Origin of the sequence: Streptomyces piniterrae (assembly GCF_005048155.1) — a bacterium.
Lineage (GTDB): Bacteria > Actinomycetota > Actinomycetes > Streptomycetales > Streptomycetaceae > Streptomyces > Streptomyces piniterrae.
The window spans coordinates 278,460-295,520 of record NZ_SUMB01000001.1; the positions used below are offsets into that span (position 1 = coordinate 278,460).

The following is a 17,061-nucleotide window of genomic DNA, read 5'->3' on the forward strand; positions in this document are numbered from 1 at the left end:
TTGAATCGACAATAGGCGACTGCGATTCTCTGAGTACTTCGCACTTCATGCAGGGCGCCAGTTCACCACGGCAGCGGTAGGGGTAATGAGTTGAGTTCAAAAACAGTCACCGAGTCGGACCGGTGGATCCGCAGCTATTCACCGGGTCCCGCCGAGGCACTCCATCTCGTCCACTTTCCCCATGCAGGTGGTTCCGCCAGCTATTACCGGCCTTTCTGCACCTCCCTGTCGGACCGGTTCAACGCGCTCGCCCTGCAGTATCCGGGGCGTCAAGACCGGCGCGATGAGCCTTGTGTGACCGATCTGCACGTCCTGGCGGACCTTCTGTTCGACCGGCTGCGGGAATTCGCGGACCGCCCGATGGCGTTCTTCGGCCACAGCATGGGGGCACTCTTGGCGTTCGAGGTGACACGGAGGTTCGAGCGGGAACTCAACACCTCACCGGTGGCGCTCTTCCTGTCCGGGCGGCGAGCTCCGTCCCGCCATCGGGACGAGAACGTCGACCTGAGCAGCAACGAGAGCCTGCTCGCCGAGATCCGGGAGCTGAGTGGCACGGATCCCCGGCTGCTGGGAGACGACGAGATGCTTGAGATGATCATGGAGCCGCTGCGCGCCGACTACCAAGCCCTGGGCGCCTACCGGTTCACACCGGAACCGCCCGTACGCTGCCCGGTCACCGTTCTGACCGGCGCCGACGACCCCCGTACCGCCCAGGACGAGGCAGCCGCCTGGCAGGAGCACACCACTGGCGCCTTCGAACTGCGGGTGTTCCCCGGTGGTCACTTCTTCATCAGCGAGAACGTCGCCGATGTCACCGGCTTCGTCGCCGAGCGACTCTCCGCCGTCCCACTGCCTGGTTGAGCGCCCGCCCAGGCCCGGGGACAACCACGATGCGACGCGTCGGCGGCCCACCGTGAGGGACTTGCCCGACTCGGTGGCTCCGAGCGTGAGACCGCGCGGGACCGTCCGGTAGTCGCGGCAGTGGACCGATCCGTCCTCGCGCAGCACGACGGGAACGCGCATCGGTACGCGATCGAGCTTGGCGGGCATCTGTACGCGCCTGAGCACGTCGTAGCCGCTGCCTTCGGCCAGGCGACGGCGCATCAGCGCGAAGTAGGGGCTGAGCAGTTGCGGGCCGACACCCTGCTGCTCGGCGGTGTTCAGGAAGGTCGGCGTGCCGGCCACCTGCATGGCGAGGTTGGCGACGACGCCCTTGGTGTAGTCGCCGCTCCGCAGATGGTCAGCGGTCTGGCGAACTGCCGGGGCCACCGCGACGAGCCAGTCAGCGAGCAGCGGGGCGAGTGACGTGGGGTCGATGTCCCCTGGGCAGGGGTGCTGGCGGTCAGGTTGACCAGGTCCCTGTCGGCCAGGTCGGTGCCGGCCAGCACCTCGTCGACCGAGGTGTCGTCCAAAGACAAACGACGATCAGGGTGTTCGCCGCGACCGCCTCAGCGGCGGTGGCCGCGACCCTTGCACCCTCGGCGGTGCAGGGCTTGGAACATCGCGGTCTTGCCGGAGCCGTTCTGCCCGGTTATCAGGGTGAAAGGCTGGGCGTCCAGCTCCGTCAGCTTCGCGTGGCGGATCGCCTTGAAGCCGGTGACCGCGACGGGAGCAGGCCAACCGCCTCATCGAGCAGTCCATGCAGGAGTGGGACCGCTTCAGCCAGGGCGCGACGCCTGCGGGGTGAGTCGGGACTTGGACCGGAAAAGGACCGGAAGAGCTGGTCAGGAGCGGGATGGCTGTGGGGGAAACTGGAAGTTACCGCGCAAGCCGGGCCCTGCTCTGAGCGGGCCGAGCGATAGGCGCCTGACGGGCAAAAGCCCAGTTCAGGCGCCATTTCTCATACCCCCTAGAAGAAGCCGAGCTTCCTCGGCGAGTAGGACACCAGGAGGTTCTTCGTCTGCTGATAGTGGTCCAACATCATCTTGTGGTTCTCCCGGCCGATGCCGGACTGCTTGTAGCCGCCGAACGCCGCATGCGCGGGGTAGGCGTGGTAGCAGTTCGTCCAGACGCGGCCGGCCTGGATCGCACGGCCCGCCCGGTAGGCGGTGGAGCCGTCCCGGGTCCAGACGCCCGCGCCGAGGCCGTACGGCGTGTCGTTGGCGATGCCGATCGCGTCGTCGAAATCGGTGAACGGTGCCACGGCCACCACCGGGCCGAAGATCTCCTCCTGGAAGACGCGCATGTCGTTGCTGCCCTCGAAGATGGTCGGCCGGACGTAGTAGCCACCCTCCAGCTCGCCGCCGAGCTCGGCACGGGCGCCGCCGGTGAGGACGCGGGCGCCCTCCTTCTGGCCGATGTCCAGGTAGGAGAGGATCTTCTCCAACTGGTCGTTGGACGCCTGCGCGCCGATCATGGTGTCGGTGTCCAGCGGATGCCCCTGGACGATCTTCTCCGTACGGGCCACGCCGGCCGCCAGGAAGTCCCGGTAGTGGCCGCGCTGGATCAGTGCACGGGACGGGCAGGTGCACACCTCGCCCTGGTTGAGGGCGAACATGGTGAAGCCTTCGAGGGCCTTGTCCTGGAAGTCGTCCACCAGGGACGAGACGTCGTCGAAGAAGATGTTGGGGCTCTTGCCGCCCAGTTCGAGTGTCACGGGCCGCAGATGCTCGGACGCGTACTGCATGATCAGACGGCCGGTCGTGGTCTCGCCGGTGAACGCGACCTTGGCCACCCGCGGGCTGGACGCCAGCGGTTTGCCGGCCTCGACGCCGAAGCCGTTGACGATGTTGACGACGCCGGGCGGCAGCAGATTCGCGATGAGGGACATCAGGAAGTGCACCGAGGCGGGGGTCTGTTCGGCCGGCTTGAGGACCACGGCGTTGCCGGCGGCCAGCGCGGGGGCGAGCTTCCACGCCGCCATCAGGATGGGGAAGTTCCAGGGGATGATCTGGGCGACCACCCCGAGCGGCTCGTGGAAGTGGTAGGCGACGGTGTCCTCGTCGATCTCGGAGAGGCTGCCCTCCTGAGCGCGCAGGGCGCCCGCGAAGTAACGGAAGTGGTCGACGGCGAGCGGGATGTCGGCCGCCAGCGACTCCCGCACGGGCTTGCCGTTCTCCCAGCTCTCGGCGACCGCCAGCGCCTCCAGATGCTGCTCCATCCGGTCGGCGATCTTGTGGAGGACGGCGGCGCGGTCGGCCGGGGCGGTACGGGCCCAGCCGGGCGCGGCCGCGTGCGCCGCGTCCAGCGCGCGCTCCACGTCCTCGGCCGTGCCGCGCGCGATCTCGGTGAACGGCTGACCGTTGACCGGCGTCGGATTCTCGAAGTACCGGCCCAGTGCGGGCGCCACGAACTCGCCACCGATCCAGTGGTCGTAGCGGGTCCGGTAGGTCATGACGGCCTCGGCGGAACCCGGGCTGGCGTAACGGGCCATGGGGCGGCCTCCCAATCACTGTCGGCGCGGTGCCCGCCGCTCCCGTGCGGCGGGCGTTGCGCGCAGGCTAGGGCGGCGAAGGTTGCGCCGACGTTGCGTGGCGGGGCGGCGGCCGGTGGGCGGGGCGGCGGTTGGCGCGCCGGGGGTTGGTGGGCCGAACCGGTGGGGCCGGCCTGTACGCCGGATTTCGCTCAACCGGTCGCCTTCGCCGGGGAGTCACCGGCCAGTCCGTACGCCACGCGCAGCCGGTCCGCCGTGGCTCTGGGCGCGGCGCGCGCCGGTGAATGCTCCGGCAGGGTGTCCACCAGGGCCTCCCAGATCTCCAGGTCCTCCTCGCCCCAGGCCGTCTGTGTCCATCGGCGCAACTGGTCAGGGTCCCGCGTGACCAGCAGTGCGCGCCGCAGCCGGTCCTCCAGCGCGGCGCGCAGCCGCCGTACGCCCGGTGCCTCGGACGACGGCAGCAGCGGACCGCGGTAGGTATCCAGTGCGCTGGTCAGCTCGCCAGTGGTCAAATCCGCCTCGACGGTGGTCAGATCGGTCTCGACCGGCCGGGCGAGACGGTACGGGCGGGCCTCCAGCAGCGGGCCGACGAGCTTCCGCAGCCGGGACATCTCGGCCCGCAGCGTCACCGGGCGCGTCTCGCGCTCGCCGTACAGCAGCACCGATAACCGCTCGCCCGTCAGCCCTTCCGGGTGCCGGGACAGCAGCACCATGATCTCGCTGTGCCGGCGGCCGAGCCGCAGCCGCTTCCCGTCCACGACCAGCAGCGCCTCATCCCGGCCCAGGGCCGTCAGACAGACCCCCAACTGCCTTGTGCACGCGGCCAGATGGGCCTCCGCCGCGCGGGCGGTGGCCTGCACCAGGGCCAGGCTGTGCGGGCTCGCCAGATGATTGCCGCCGGTGATGTCCACGGCCCCCAGCAGCCGCCCGGTCCGCGCATCGTGCAGCGGTGCCGCGGCGCACGTCCAGCGCTGCACCTGCCGGTTGTAGTGCTCGGCGGCGAAGATCTGTACGGCGTGGTCGGCGGCGAGCGCGGTACCCGGCGCGTTGGTGCCGGCGTGCCGCTCGTCCCAGCGGGCCCCGACGACGAAGTTCATCCGCTCCGCGCTGCGCCGTACCCCGGGGTGCCCCTCGACCCACAGCAGCCGTCCCTGCGGATCGCAGACCGCCATCAGATGGGCCCCGTCCTGCGCGATGGCGCCCAGCAACTCCCGGAAGACGGGCATCGCGCGGGCGAGCGGATGCCCGTCCCGGTAGGCGCGCAGCGCGGCCTCGTCCAGCTCGACGGGGGCGGCGCCGTCGCAGGCCGCCCTGGCGTCCGCCGACCGGCGCCAGGATTCGGCGACCACCCGTCTGACCAGCGGTGCCACCGTCCCGCCCGCCAGGAACGCCGCATGGGCGCGGCGTACCGTACGGGTGCGTTCGGCCGGGTCGGCGCCCGACTCCATCGCCAGCCAAGGATTGCCCACGTGTCACCTCTCCGCCGCGGCCGCTGCCCCCCGTACGCCCGATGGTGCTCGTACGGGGCGAGGCCGTAAACCCCGCCAGGGAGGCGCGCCGGGACCGGGTTTACCAGTCGCCGACCGCCCGCAGCCGCAGCCCATCGGCGGTGATCAGGTCGGAGGTGACCAGTGCCTGCTCGGCGGCCACGTCCGTCATGAAGACGAACGGCGGGACGACCGGTGGTACGGGCAGGGTGTCGGGGGTGAAGGTGAGGCAGACCAGGCCCTCCAGGCAGCCGCTGAACTTGGTGAGGTAGAGGGTCACCTCGCCGCTGAGGTCCAACGAGTCGGCCTTCAGGCTGAGTTCGGGGCCGCCGTCGCGGGTGGTCAGGTGGTAGTCGGTGAGCGAGGCGGCCTTCATCTTCAGCACCATCGCCTTGACCGGCCCGTTGGCGGTGGGCACCTCGGTGACCCCGGCGAGTGTGAAGCCCTGCGGCGCGAACAGGGTCGTGGTCACGGTCGGCGGGGTGGACGGAGCCGGCACGGGGGCCGCGTCGGCCTTCTGGGCCGGTCCGCCGACGGCCGCGAGGAGCGCGATCGGCAGCCCTACGGCGAGGGCCTTGCTGCGGGCGCCGGCACCGCCACCGCCACCGCCCCTCGTCTCGGCCCCGGCCGGCGGGGCACCTTCGGAAGGCGCGTTCCCCTGGGCTTCCAGGACCCCATCGGCGTCCAACACTCCATCGGAGTCCCGCACCCCTCCGGAGTCCTGCACCCCATCTGAGCCCTGTGCCCCATCGGATCCCCGCCCCCCGCCGGATCCCGGCACCGGCGTCGTCCACCCGAACCCCATCGCGCTGCCCGCGATCCCCAGCCCCATGCCCACCAGGAAGCCGCCGAGGTTCGTCGCGGCGAAGGAGAGCACCGACAGGATCAGCGCGTTGATGCTCACATAGTGGTGTGCGGCCGGTGCGTACCAGAGGAACAGTCCCGCCACCATCAGTGCCAGGCCGATGCCCAGTGCGGCCAGCCCGCCCAGGCCCAGACTCACCAGTACGGTCAGTGGCGACAGCGGGACCAGCAGCAGTTCGGCGCCGCCGAGGAGCAGCAGCAGCCCGGCCCAGAACGGCCGGGTGCGCCGCCAGCGCCGCAGTACGGCCCGCCGCTCGGGCCACGGCAGCGTACGGTCGAGCCGGGCGGCCCAGCGGGCCCGGCCCGCGCTCAGAAACACTTCGCGCCGTCCAGGCTGACGCTCACCCGCAGCCCCTTGAGGCGGAAGTTGCCACCGGTGGCCGACCAGGCATGCGACTTCACCCCGGCGACCTCGATGTCCCCGGCCTGGAGTCCGAACTTCCCCTTCGGGCCGCGCACCCCCGGCACGGCGTCGAGCGTGGCGGCGTCGCGCCCGATCTGGGCGGTGCCGAAGCGGGCGTCGCCCACCAGGTCCTCGCCGTCGATGACCAGGCTGTCGGCGGACACCGCACCGGCCTTGCCGCCCGCGGTCAGCTTGAACACCACCGTGCCCACCGGAGTTCTGACCTGAGCGGACTGGCAGATGTCGGCGAGCGTGGCCTTGCCGATGCCGAGCAGTGCGACGGGGTGGCCGCGGCCGTCCGTGTCGCGGTCGGTATGGACGTACGAGGCGAGGCCGCTACTGGTCAACTTGCCGGAGGAGACCTGGAAGTTGGTGCCGGACACGGCGAAGGAAGCGGCCAGTGCGCCCTGGGCCATCACCGTCGCCAGCGCGCCCACGGCGAGCAGCGCGGGCAGGGCGACCACGGCGGTCTTCTTCCAGGAGGTCCGCCCCTCGGGCGGTGCGTCGGAGGTACCGATCGTTGAGCTCACTGCGTCCTCCCCGGGGCAGCGGTCGAGTGCGCGAGGGAAGTGCTTCTTCGAGCCCCCACGGAGCCGAACGAGATAACTCCGCAGGTGGTGACGTCCTGTCATACTGCGCAAAATCCTTGGCAGTTGGAGACTAGGACCGAATTTGAATAATAGTCAACAGCGCGCACGGACCGGTCCGACGGCGGGCCGCGCCACCGAACGCTCGCAGGCGCGTCGCACCGAACTCATAGCCACCGGGCGGAAGTTATTCGCCGACACCTCGTACGACGCACTGTCCATGGACGACATCGCCCAGCACGCCGGCGTCGCCAAGGGCCTGATCTACTACTACTTCACCAACAAGCGCGGCTATTACCTCGCCGTCATCGAGGACGCCGTGGCCGAACTCGTCGAGCGCGCCGCCGCCACCCACGACCTTCCGCCGGCCGAACGCGTCCACCGCACCGTCGACGGATATCTGCGCTACGCCCAGCACAACCAGGCCGCCTACCGCACCATCGTGACCGGCGGCGTCGGCTTCGACACCGAGGTGCTGGCGATCCGGGACGCCGTCCGCGCCCGGCTGCTGGCCACCATCGCGGTCGGCGCCTGGGGCCGGGAGTCCATTCCGGCGCTCGCCCGTACCGCGCTGACCGGCTGGCTCTCCAGTGTCGAGGGCGTCACCCTCCACTGGATCGCGGACCAGGAGGTGCCGCGCGAGACGGTCGTAGCGCTGCTGGTACGCGGGCTGGGGGACACCCTCCGGTTGATAGAGGAGTACGAGCCGCGCTGTCCGGCGCCGTCCCGGCCGGTCGGCTGAGGCTCCGTCAGCCCCCATCGGAACACGCAAGGGCGGGAGGCCATCGAAGCCTCCCGCCCTCGCAACTCCCTTGTGTTCAGGGCTGGTTGACCTTTCCCAGGCTCACTTGATCGACTTGATCAGCTCGCCGTTGGCGGTGTCACCGCTCAGCTCCCAGAAGAACGTGCCGCCCATGCCCTGCGCGTCCTTGAAGGCCATCTTGGTGCCGATGGTCTCCGGAGTGTCATAACTCCACCACTGGTCACCGCACTTGGCGTACGCGGTACCGCCCACCTTGCCGGTGGCCGGGCAGCGGTCCTTGAGCACCTTGTAGTCGTCGATGCCCGCCTCGTACTTGCCGGCCGCCGCACCGGTCGCCGTACCGCCCGGCGCGTCCTGGGTGACGCCCGCCCAGCCGCGGCCGTAGAAGCCGATGCCCAGCAGCAGCTTGCCGGCCGGGATGCCGAGGTCCTTGAGCTTCTTGGTGGTGTCGGTGGTGTTGAACCCGGCCTTGGGAATGCCGTCGTACGACGAGAGCGGGGAGTGCGGCGCCGTCGGGCCCTTGGCGTCCCACGCGCCGAAGTAGTCGTACGTCATCGGGTTGTACCAGTCGACGTACTGGGCCGCGCCCGCGTAGTCGGCGGCGTCGATCTTCCCGCCGTCCGAGGCGTCCGCGGTGATCGCCGCGGTGACCAGGTTGTCCTGCCCGAACTTCGACCGAAGCGCCTTCATGACATGGGTAAACGCCTCCTTACCACTGGTATCACAGGTAAGACCGCAGGCGTTGGGGTACTCCCAGTCGATGTCGATCCCGTCGAAGACATCCGCCCAGCGCTTGTCCTCGACCAGGTCGAGACAGGACTGCGCGAACGCGTCGGGGTTCTTGGCGGCCTCGGTGAAGCCGCCCGACCAGGTCCAACCGCCGAACGACCAGATCACCTTGAGGCCCGGGTGCAGCTTCTTGAGCTTGCGCAGCTGGTTGAAGTTGCCGCGCAGCGCGCCGTCGTCCCAGGTGTCCGCCTTGCCGTCGACGCTCTGGTCCGCGGTGTATGCCTTGTCGTAGTCGGCGTAGGAGTCGCCGATGGCGCACTTGCCGCCCTGGACGTTGCCGAAGGCGTAGTTGATGTGCGTGAGCTTGCCCGCAGAGCCCGACGTCTCGATGTTCTTGACGTGGTAATTGCGGTCGTAGACACCCCAGTTGGTGAAGTATCCGACGACCTTGTCGCCCGCGGCGGCCGGCTTGGCGACCACGGACGGGCGCTGCGCGGTGGGGGCGCCGGCCGGGTGGGCGGTGGCCGACTGGGCGAGCAGCGTGCCGGCCAGCGCCGCCGTACAGAGGGCGGTGGCGGCGGCGATCAGCCTGCGCGGCGATCGCTTCCGGTGCGGTCTGAGCATGTCGTCTCCTCGGAGGGGGGCGAGGGATGTGGAGCCTGACCTGACCCGCGCTCGGAATTGGCATGAACGCGGTGAGAACGTTGGGGAGAAGGTAGAAGGACTAGACCAGTGAGGTCAATGGTTCGGACCAATTTCGTGACGGGGGTGAGCCCGGCCCGTATCTGCCGACTGATGATGATCAACCCGTGACGCGGGGCCGCCGATCGGGCATACTCCTAGCGCCGCAGCCGCAGGTCATGCCCGGTCCGAGACCCGGAGGGCGATCATCGGCTCGGCACATACGGAAACCGGCGCCGCCGCCTCACCCCCGCGCGTGCGTCGCCGCAGCGCCCGACAGGGAGGAGAGCGCCGCCATGACCGAGTACGGCCCCCGGCCGGTGGATCGCAGGTTGCCCACCGAGGAAGCCCGCGACCTGATGACACTCGTCCGAGAGCTGGCCGAGCGAGAGATAAGGCCCACGGCGGCCGAGGAAGAGGACGCCGGGCGCTTCCCGCGCGAGACCTTCACCCTGCTGTCCGAGTCCGGGCTGCTCTCCCTCCCGTACGCCGAGGAGTTCGGCGGCGGCGACCAGCCCTACGAGGTCTACCTCCAGGTCCTGGAAGAACTCGCGGCCGTCCGGCTCACCGTCGGCCTCGGCGTCAGCGTGCACACCCTCGCCTGCCACGCCCTCGCCGGCTACGGCACCAAGGAACAGCGCACCGAACACCTGCCGGCCATGCTCGGCGGCGGGCTCCTCGGCGCGTACTGCCTCTCCGAACCCTCCTCGGGTTCCGACGCGGCCTCCCTGACCACCCGCGCCACCCGGGAGGGCGACACCTGGACGATCAACGGCACCAAGGCGTGGACCACCCACGGCGGCGTGGCCGATTTCTATACCGTCCTGGCACGCACCGGCGGCAGCGGCCCCCGCGGCATCACGGCCTTCCTCGTCCCCGGCGACGCCGAGGGCCTGAGCGCGGCGCCGCCCGAGCGCAAGATGGGCATGAAGGGCTCCCCGACGGCCCAGCTGCACTTCGACGGCGTCCGGGTGCACGACGACCGCCGCATCGGCGACGAGGGCCAGGGCTTCGCGATCGCCCTCTCCGCGCTGGACTCCGGCCGCCTCGGCATCGCGGCCTGCGCCATCGGCGTCGCCCAGGCGGCGCTGGACGAGGCCCTCTCGTACACCGCCGAGCGGCGGCAGTTCGGCCGGCCGATCGCCGACTTCCAGGGTCTGCGCTTCATGCTGGCCGACATGGCGACCCAGATCGAGGCCGGCCGCGCCCTCTACCTCACCGCCGCACGACTGCGTGACGAGGGCCGCCCCTTCTCCAAGGAAGCGGCGATGGCCAAGCTCTTCTGCACGGACGCCGCGATGCGGGCCACCACCGACGCCGTCCAGCTCCTCGGCGGCTACGGCTACACCCAGGACTTCCCGGCCGAGCGCTATATGCGCGAGGCCAAGGTCCTCCAGATCGTCGAGGGCACCAACCAGATCCAGCGGATCGTGATCGCCCGGCATCTGGCGGGTCCCGAGTCGCGCTGAACGAGGGGCGGGCCGGGCGCGTCGCGCAGTCGTCGCCGTCCGGCCCGCCCGGGTCCGTCCCTAGGGCGTGTCCGACCCCGACCCATCGGACAGGCCATGGTCGCCCAGCTGCTTGAGCCCGGTCGCCGTTCCGATCGTGATCACCAGTGAACCGGGTTCCCGCACCAGATCGCGTGCCACCGCGACGCCGACCGCGGACGACGGCTCCAGGAGCAGTCCCTCGGCCGCCAGCCGGCGGTGTTCGGCGAGGGTCACCTCGTCGGTCACCGCGACGGCCGTGCCGCCGGTGCGCCACAAGGCGTCGAGCCCCTGCCAGCACGGCCGCTCCCCGCCCACCGAGAACGCCACGGTGGGGCCGTCCACCACTCGCGCACGCTCCTGGTCCGCCCGGTCGGTGTAGCGCAGCGCGGCGGTCAAAGGGGCCCGCGGTGCCGGTTCGGCGGCCACCAGCCGGGGCTCCGCCGCCACCAGCCCCGCGGCCACCAACTCCCGGAAACCACGGCCGATTCCGGCCAGCAGATCGGCCCGGCTGGTGGGCACCACGACGGTGTCGATCCGCCGCCCGGCGAAGTCCCGCGCCAGCTCGTACGCGACCGACTTGTAGCCCTCGTCGGCATACGGGTTCGAGCCGGGCGGGACCGCGGCGAAGCAGGTCAGCGGGTACCAGCCGCGCTCCTCGACGGCCTTCGCCATCGCCGCGTTCCGCTCCGCCACGGTGCCCCGGTGCAGCACCCGCTCGGCTCCCAGCGCATCGATCTGCGCCCGCAGACCCGCCGGGACCGCCTCGTTGGTGAACACCACGCAGCGCAGCCCGGCCCGCGCCGCGTATGCCGCGGCCGCCGCGCCGGCGTTGCCGGACGATGCCGCGAGGACGGTGTCAGCGCCGGCCGCCACCGCCGCGGCGAGACCGACGGCCATCGCCCGGTCCTTGTGCGACCCGGTCGGGTTGGCGCCCTCGAATTTCAGCCACAACTCGCCCGAACCGGCGTCCTGTTGGGCGTCGCCGCCCGTTGTGCGCAGTCGGATGTTCGGGGTGTTCCCCTCTCCGAGGGTGACGGGTGGACCGGGCACCGGCACGGCATCCGGCCAGCCCCACGGTCCGCCCGGGTACGACGCGAGATCCAGCCCGGTCAGATCCGCGAGCGGCGGCGGCGTATTGACGCCGATGCCCTCCTTGGCGCAGGCCGGGCAGCCGCCGAGGTCCTCCGCCCGGCGTCCGCAGCGCGGGCAGTGCAGGGGTGTTGGGGTCACTGTCGCTCCCTGGGATCGGGGTGGGGTTCGGCCCGAATTCGACCCCCTGACAGTAACAGCTGGAGTCGCCTGGAGCCGGTTACGCGCGGCCTTGGGTATGGCCGTCCGCCGCTAGCTGACGTACCGTCAACTCCCTTGTCGCAGCGGCCGGGACCGCACCCCGGGCGACCCCATACCCCATGCGCGCCCAGGAGGAGACCGTGCCCGACCGCCCGATCGCGCTCGACGAATACCCGATCCACCAGGTCCCGCTGTCCATGCGCCATGTCGCCACCGGCGACCGCAACGCCTACGACCGGTGCATCTTCCACGTCCTGGACCACTCCGGGCGCGCCCTGCTCATCGCCGGCCTCGGCGTCTACCCCAACACCGGCGTCATCGACGCCTATGCCACCCTCCGCCTCGGCGACCGGCTGCACGCCGTACGTGCCTCCGACGCGCTCACCGACGACCGCCTCGCGCTCACCGTCGGGCCGCTCAGCATCACCGTCGAGCAGCCGCTCAGCCGGCTGCGGCTGACCTGCGCCGCCGACCCCGACGACCCGGACGGCCTCGCCTACGACCTGACCTGGACCGCGGCCTTCCCCGCCACCTGGGAGCCGCACCACACCCAGTACCGCGGCGACCGGCTGACGCTGGAGGGCCGGCGGTTCGTCCAGGCGGGCACCGTCACCGGCGTCATCCGCGTCGCGGGGGAGGAGCTCGCGGTCACCGCGGGGGAGTGGACCGGCACCCGCGACCGCAGCTGGGGCGTACGTCCGATCCCCGGCGAGGACGGCGGCCGGGCCGCCGAGGAGCTGCGGCCCGAGGGCTTCCACTGGGTGTGGTGCCCGGTGCGCTTCGACGACCGCTTCGTCATGGTCATCGTCCAGGAGGACGCCGACGGCCATCGCACCTTGAACGAGGCCCTCCTGGTACGCGAGGGCCACCACGACGTCCAGCTCGGCTGGCCCCACACGGACATCACCTACCGGCCCGGCACCCGCCCCCAAGCTCTCAACTCCGTTCGAGCAGTGGGTGCCCCCATCCCCGAGCGCGCCGTCATCCACCTCACCGACCCGTCCCGCAAGCCCCTCGAACTCACCGCGGAGATCCTCACCTCCTCACCCCTGGCCGTCGGCGCCGGCTACCCTCCCGCCGACGACTGGCAGCACGGCACCTGGCGCGGCCGCGGCTGGACCGACCGCCGCAGCTATGACCTCTCCGACCCCTCGGCACACCCCCACGCCGCCTACGGCGTCACCGACCATGCCGCCCGCTTCACCCTCGACGGCCGCACCGGCCACGGCATCTTCGAGCACGGCAGTTTCGGCCGGCACGACCCGAGCGGCTTCACCGGCTACGGCGACGTCGCGGGGGAGGCCGGCCGATGACCACCGCTCCCCGCCCCCGCACCACCACCCGCGACCCCGAAACCCTCACCCGCCGGCTCACCGCCTGGCTCGACACCAGGCTCCCCGGCGCCCGCGCCACCGGGGCGACCGTCCCCGACTCCAACGGCATGTCCAGCGAGACGCTGCTCTTCGACATCGACCACCCGGAGCCGCCGCCCCCCGGCACCCCCATGTCCTGCGCGCTGCGCCTGGCCGCCGACCCCGCCGCGTACACGGTCTTCCCGCGCTACGACATGGCCCGCCAGTACCGCACCATGCGCCTGGTCGCCGACCGCACCGACCTCCCCGTGCCCCGCACCCTCTGGCTCGAAGAGGACCCGGCGCACCTCGGCGCGCCCTTCTTCGTCATGGAACGCGCCGTCGGCCGCGTCCCGCCGGACGTCATGCCCTATACGTACGAGGGAAACTGGCTGCACGACGCCGGCGACGACGACCGCGCACACCTGGAAGCCGCCAGCGTCTCGGTCCTCGCCCGCCTCCATGACCAAGTCCCGTGCGAGGAGGCGGGGTTCCTGGGCGCGCCCGGGAGCGGGCCCGGGACCGCACTGCACCGGCATGTCGAGGCCCAACGCGCCTATTACGCATGGGTGGTCGAGGGACGACCGCGCTCCCCGGTCATTGAGCGAGGCTTCGACTGGCTAGCCGGGCACTGGCCGTCCGACCCTGGTGAGACCGTGCTGACCTGGGGAGACGCCCGGATCGGCAATATCGTCTACGACGGCTTCGCACCGGCCGCCGTCCTGGACTGGGAAATGGCCGCCCTGGGCCCCCGCGAACTCGACCTGGGGTGGATGATCTACCTCCACCGTTTCTTCCAGGACCTCACGGTGGGCAGCGGCCAGCGGGGACTGCCCGACTTCCTGAGCCGCGACCGCGTCGAGCGGCGCTATGCCCGACTGACCGGCCACACGCCGCGCGACATGGAATTCCACACCCTCTACGCGGCCCTGCGGCATGCCGTCGTGATGCTGCGGGTGGCATACCGCCAGGTCCACTTCGGGGAGGTGCCCGTACCGGCCGACGCCGATGCGCTGATCCTGCACCGGGACACCTTGGAGGCGATGATCGACGGCCGCTACTGGTGAAACGGTACGGCCGGACGGTTCTACAGGTCGGGCGGGCTCTACAGGTCGGGCGGTCAGGCGCCGCGGCGCATCCGGGGCACCCGGACCGGGCGCGAGCCGGGCCCGCCGATGTGCGAGAAGGGCTGGCGGCGCCAGTCCAGGCTCTCCGGGAGCGTCAGCAGCATCGCCGCGTCCTGCTCCTGGGTGTCCAGGGTGTCGTCGGTCGACGGGGCGTCGGCCACCGGGCGGCCCGAGCCCTGGCACACCGTCAGGCCGAACGGGTTCCACGGGGAGGGGCACAGCGCATGCTCGGGAAGTGCGTCCTCGTCCGCCAGCAGTGCGATCGGCTGCCCGCAGTCCGGGCAGGTCACACGGTAGATGTCAAAGGTTTCGAAGGCCTCGTGCGTACCGTCGCCGCCGACGAGACCGATACTTTCGCCCTCCTGGGCGCCGACGTTCGCCGCAGCGGATTCCTGCTTAAGGCGTCGCATGATGTCCATCCCCCTCGGGTGGGCCCCCATCGGACCGCTGACTTCCTGTGACGGGCGGTCCCGGCCACCACCAGCAATTCCCTTCATGCCGCGCGCATAATCGCGGAGCCTTGACACACGACGATTCACGTGTGTGGCATTCGTCACACTGCCCGGCGCAGGGTGTCCACGATCCGGCGCGCGCTGCGCATACGCGCCCGAGCACAGTAGGTTGAGCGGGTGGAGGAGTTGGACCGACAAATCGTGGAGCTGCTCGTCAAGGACGGGCGGATGAGCTACACCGACCTGGGCAAGGCCACCGGCCTGTCCACCTCGGCGGTGCACCAGCGCGTGCGCCGACTCGAGCAGCGCGGTGTCATACGGGGCTATGCGGCGATCGTGGACCCCGAAGCCGTGGGCCTGCCGCTCACGGCCTTCATCTCGGTCAAACCCTTCGATCCCAGCGCGCCGGACGACATCGCCGAGCGGCTCGCGGAGGTCCCCGAGCTGGAGGCCTGCCACAGCGTCGCCGGCGACGAGAACTACATCCTCAAGGTCCGGGTCGCCACCCCCCTGGAGCTGGAGCACCTGCTCACCCGCATCCGCACGCTGGCCGGGGTCTCCACGCGTACGACCGTCGTCCTCTCGACCCCGTACGAGGCCCGGCCGCCGCGCATCTGACGGGCGGTCGGCCTGCCGACCGTTCAAAGCCCGCCGACCCGTAAGCGGCCCCCGCGCGCGGTCCGTCCGCGCGCAGGGGCCAAACTGTCCGGTATGAGCGAGCGCATCCCCGATGGACCCCGTCGGCACCTTCCCGGCTCTGACCGGCCCCGCACCGTCCTCCTCCGGGGCGGTGAGGTGCACAGCCCCGCGGACCCCTTCGCCACCGCCATGGTCGTGGAGGGCGGCAGCGTCGCATGGGTCGGCGAGGAAGGCGCCGCCGACTCCTTCGCGGACGGCGTCGACGAGATCATCCAGCTCGACGGCGCGCTCGTCACCCCGGCGTTCACGGACGCACATGTGCACACCACGGCGACCGGCCTCGCGCTCACCGGACTCGACCTGGCCGGCGCCACCACCCTCTCCGACGCACTGGCCCGCATCCGCGCCCACGCCGACGCCCGCCCGGCCGACAAGATCCTGCTCGGGCACGGCTGGGACGCCAGCGCCTGGCCCGAGGGGCGCCCGCCCGCCCGCGCCGAACTGGACGCCGCCACCGGCGGCCGTCCCCTCTATCTCACCCGCGTCGACGTGCACTCCGCCGTCGTCACCACGGCCCTGCTGGACCTCGTTCCCGGCATTCGCGAGCGGGCCGGGTTCCACCCCGACGCCCCGCTGACCGGCGACGCCCACCACGCCGTACGGAAGGCCGCGCACGCCACGATCACCCCGGCCCAGCGCGCCGACGCCCAGGCCGCCGCCCTCGCCCATGCCGCCTCCCTCGGCATCGGCAGCATCCACGAATGCGCGGGCCCCGAGATCTCCGGCGAGGACGACTTCACCGCGCTGCTCGCCCTGGCGGCCGACAATGTCGACGGCGGTGCCGACAGCGGCGTCAACAGCCCGCGGGTCGTGGGCTACTGGGCCGAGCTGATCGCATCAGCAAAGGACGCGGAGCGGATCCGCGAGCTCGGCGCGACCGGCGCGGCCGGCGATCTCTTCGCCGACGGTTCGCTCGGCTCGCACACCGCCCACCTGCACGCCCCGTACGCGGACGCCGGCCACACCGGGGCCGGACAGCTCGACGCGGCGGCCGTCGCCGCCCATGTCGCCGCCTGCACCGAGGCCGGTCTCCAGGCCGGTTTCCACGCCATCGGCGACGCCGCCCTGACCACCGTCGTCGACGGCGCGCGGGCCGCCGCCGACCGGGTCGGCCTGGCCCGCGTCCGCGCCGCCCGGCACCGCGTCGAACACGCCGAAATGCTCACCGACCACACCATCGCCGGTTTCGCCGACCTGGCCCTGACGGCCTCCGTCCAGCCCGCCTTCGACGCGGCCTGGGGCGGCGCGGACGGCATGTACGCCGCACGTCTCGGCGCCGACCGCGCCCGCACCCTCAACCCGTACGCCGCCCTGCTCAAGGCCGGTGTCCCGCTCGCCCTCGGCTCCGACAGCCCGGTCACCCCGCTCGACCCCTGGGGCACCGTGCGCGCCGCCGTCTTCCACCGCACCCGCGCCCACGGCATCTCCGCGCGCGCCGCGTTCACCGCCCACACCCGGGGCGGCTGGCGCGCCATCGGCCGCGACGACGCCGGCGTCCTGGTGCCCGGCGCCCCCGCCGACTACGCGGTCTGGCGCACCGGCGACCTGATCGTCCAGGCCCCCGACGAGCGAGTGGAGCGCTGGTCCACCGACCCCCGCTCCGGCACCCCCGGCCTGCCCGATCTCACCCCCGGCAACGACCTCCCGGTGTGCCTGCGCACCGTCGTCGGCGGCCGCACCGTCTTCCGGCGGCCGATCGAGTGACATCGGGTGGGCAGGTGCCCCGGGAGCGGGCGCTTGCAGCTACTCGCCCCACCCGCGGGC

15 protein-coding genes and 2 pseudogenes are annotated in these 17,061 nt (G+C 71.5%); 7 read left to right on the forward strand and 10 right to left on the reverse strand.

The window, feature by feature from the left end; genetic code table 11:
• The first annotated feature begins 90 nt into the window (after positions 1–90).
• Positions 91–861: a thioesterase II family protein gene (locus tag FCH28_RS01070; RefSeq protein WP_136737744.1), complete on the forward strand. Its 771-nt coding sequence runs from the start codon at positions 91–93 to the stop codon at positions 859–861.
• A 54-nt stretch (positions 862–915) separates the two neighbouring features.
• Here FCH28_RS01070 and FCH28_RS38790 read toward each other — a convergent pair.
• The 7 genes and pseudogenes from FCH28_RS38790 to FCH28_RS01110 all read right to left on the reverse strand — a co-directional run.
• Positions 916–1,080: pseudogene (locus FCH28_RS38790) on the reverse strand (FtsK/SpoIIIE domain-containing protein); the annotation flags it as partial.
• Positions 1,075–1,483 (reverse strand): annotated as a pseudogene (locus FCH28_RS38795) (imine reductase family protein); the annotation flags it as partial. The pseudogenes FCH28_RS38795 and FCH28_RS38790, both read right to left, overlap by 6 nt.
• Positions 1,449–1,583, reverse strand: coding sequence for an ATP-binding protein (locus FCH28_RS39980; RefSeq protein WP_136738307.1), 135 nt, complete (start codon positions 1,581–1,583; stop codon positions 1,449–1,451). The pseudogene FCH28_RS38795 and the gene FCH28_RS39980, both read right to left, overlap by 35 nt.
• A gap of 266 nt (positions 1,584–1,849) precedes the next feature.
• Positions 1,850–3,373 carry an acetaldehyde dehydrogenase ExaC gene (exaC, locus tag FCH28_RS01095; protein ID WP_136737745.1) on the reverse strand — a complete coding sequence of 508 codons (1,524 nt, stop codon included), beginning with the start codon at positions 3,371–3,373 and terminating at the stop codon, positions 1,850–1,852.
• A gap of 191 nt (positions 3,374–3,564) precedes the next feature.
• Positions 3,565–4,842, reverse strand: coding sequence for a helix-turn-helix domain-containing protein (locus tag FCH28_RS01100; protein WP_136737746.1), 1,278 nt, complete (start codon positions 4,840–4,842; stop codon positions 3,565–3,567).
• 100 nt (positions 4,843–4,942) lie between these two features.
• Positions 4,943–6,043, reverse strand: coding sequence for a DUF6114 domain-containing protein (locus tag FCH28_RS01105; protein WP_169314015.1), 1,101 nt, complete (start codon positions 6,041–6,043; stop codon positions 4,943–4,945).
• A complete protein-coding gene (locus FCH28_RS01110) occupies positions 6,034–6,543 on the reverse strand; it encodes a DUF6230 family protein (protein ID WP_246102361.1) in 510 nt (169 codons plus the stop codon). The genes FCH28_RS01105 and FCH28_RS01110 overlap by 10 nt, the downstream gene beginning before the upstream one ends.
• Positions 6,544–6,799: 256 nt before the next feature.
• Between FCH28_RS01110 and FCH28_RS01115 the strand changes: the two genes are divergently transcribed.
• The gene (locus tag FCH28_RS01115; RefSeq protein WP_136737747.1) at positions 6,800–7,456 is read left to right on the forward strand and encodes a TetR/AcrR family transcriptional regulator; all 657 of its coding nucleotides are present in this window, start codon (positions 6,800–6,802) and stop codon (positions 7,454–7,456) included.
• A 102-nt stretch (positions 7,457–7,558) separates the two neighbouring features.
• On the opposite strand, the gene FCH28_RS01120 is transcribed toward FCH28_RS01115, so the two are convergent.
• A complete protein-coding gene (locus FCH28_RS01120; RefSeq protein WP_136737748.1) occupies positions 7,559–8,830 on the reverse strand; it encodes a glycoside hydrolase family 18 protein in 1,272 nt (423 codons plus the stop codon).
• A 353-nt stretch (positions 8,831–9,183) separates the two neighbouring features.
• On the opposite strand from FCH28_RS01120, the gene FCH28_RS01125 reads away from it, so the two are divergent.
• Positions 9,184–10,356: an acyl-CoA dehydrogenase family protein gene (locus FCH28_RS01125; RefSeq protein WP_136737749.1), complete on the forward strand. Its 1,173-nt coding sequence runs from the start codon at positions 9,184–9,186 to the stop codon at positions 10,354–10,356.
• Between the two features lie 60 nt (positions 10,357–10,416).
• On the opposite strand, the gene FCH28_RS01130 is transcribed toward FCH28_RS01125, so the two are convergent.
• A complete protein-coding gene (locus FCH28_RS01130; protein ID WP_136737750.1) occupies positions 10,417–11,607 on the reverse strand; it encodes a threonine synthase in 1,191 nt (396 codons plus the stop codon).
• Positions 11,608–11,807: 200 nt separating this feature from the next.
• Between FCH28_RS01130 and FCH28_RS01135 the strand changes: the two genes are divergently transcribed.
• Both FCH28_RS01135 and FCH28_RS01140 read left to right on the forward strand, forming a co-directional pair.
• Entirely contained in the window at positions 11,808–12,980 is a 1,173-nt protein-coding gene (locus FCH28_RS01135) for an Rv3169 family protein (protein WP_136737751.1), read from the forward strand.
• Positions 12,977–14,086: a phosphotransferase family protein gene (locus FCH28_RS01140; RefSeq protein ID WP_136737752.1), complete on the forward strand. Its 1,110-nt coding sequence runs from the start codon at positions 12,977–12,979 to the stop codon at positions 14,084–14,086. Before FCH28_RS01135 ends, FCH28_RS01140 begins: the two co-directional genes overlap by 4 nt.
• 53 nt (positions 14,087–14,139) lie before the next feature.
• On the opposite strand, the gene FCH28_RS01145 is transcribed toward FCH28_RS01140, so the two are convergent.
• Complete coding sequence (locus FCH28_RS01145) at positions 14,140–14,565, reverse strand: hypothetical protein (RefSeq protein WP_136737753.1); 426 nt, start codon at positions 14,563–14,565, stop codon at positions 14,140–14,142.
• A 210-nt stretch (positions 14,566–14,775) separates the two neighbouring features.
• Between FCH28_RS01145 and FCH28_RS01150 the strand changes: the two genes are divergently transcribed.
• Positions 14,776–15,216 (forward strand): Lrp/AsnC family transcriptional regulator, encoded by a 441-nt coding sequence (locus tag FCH28_RS01150; protein ID WP_136737754.1) that lies wholly within the window; start codon positions 14,776–14,778, stop codon positions 15,214–15,216.
• A gap of 93 nt (positions 15,217–15,309) precedes the next feature.
• Positions 15,310–17,001: an amidohydrolase gene (locus FCH28_RS01155; protein WP_136737755.1), complete on the forward strand. Its 1,692-nt coding sequence runs from the start codon at positions 15,310–15,312 to the stop codon at positions 16,999–17,001.
• The last annotated feature ends 60 nt before the right edge of the window (positions 17,002–17,061 follow it).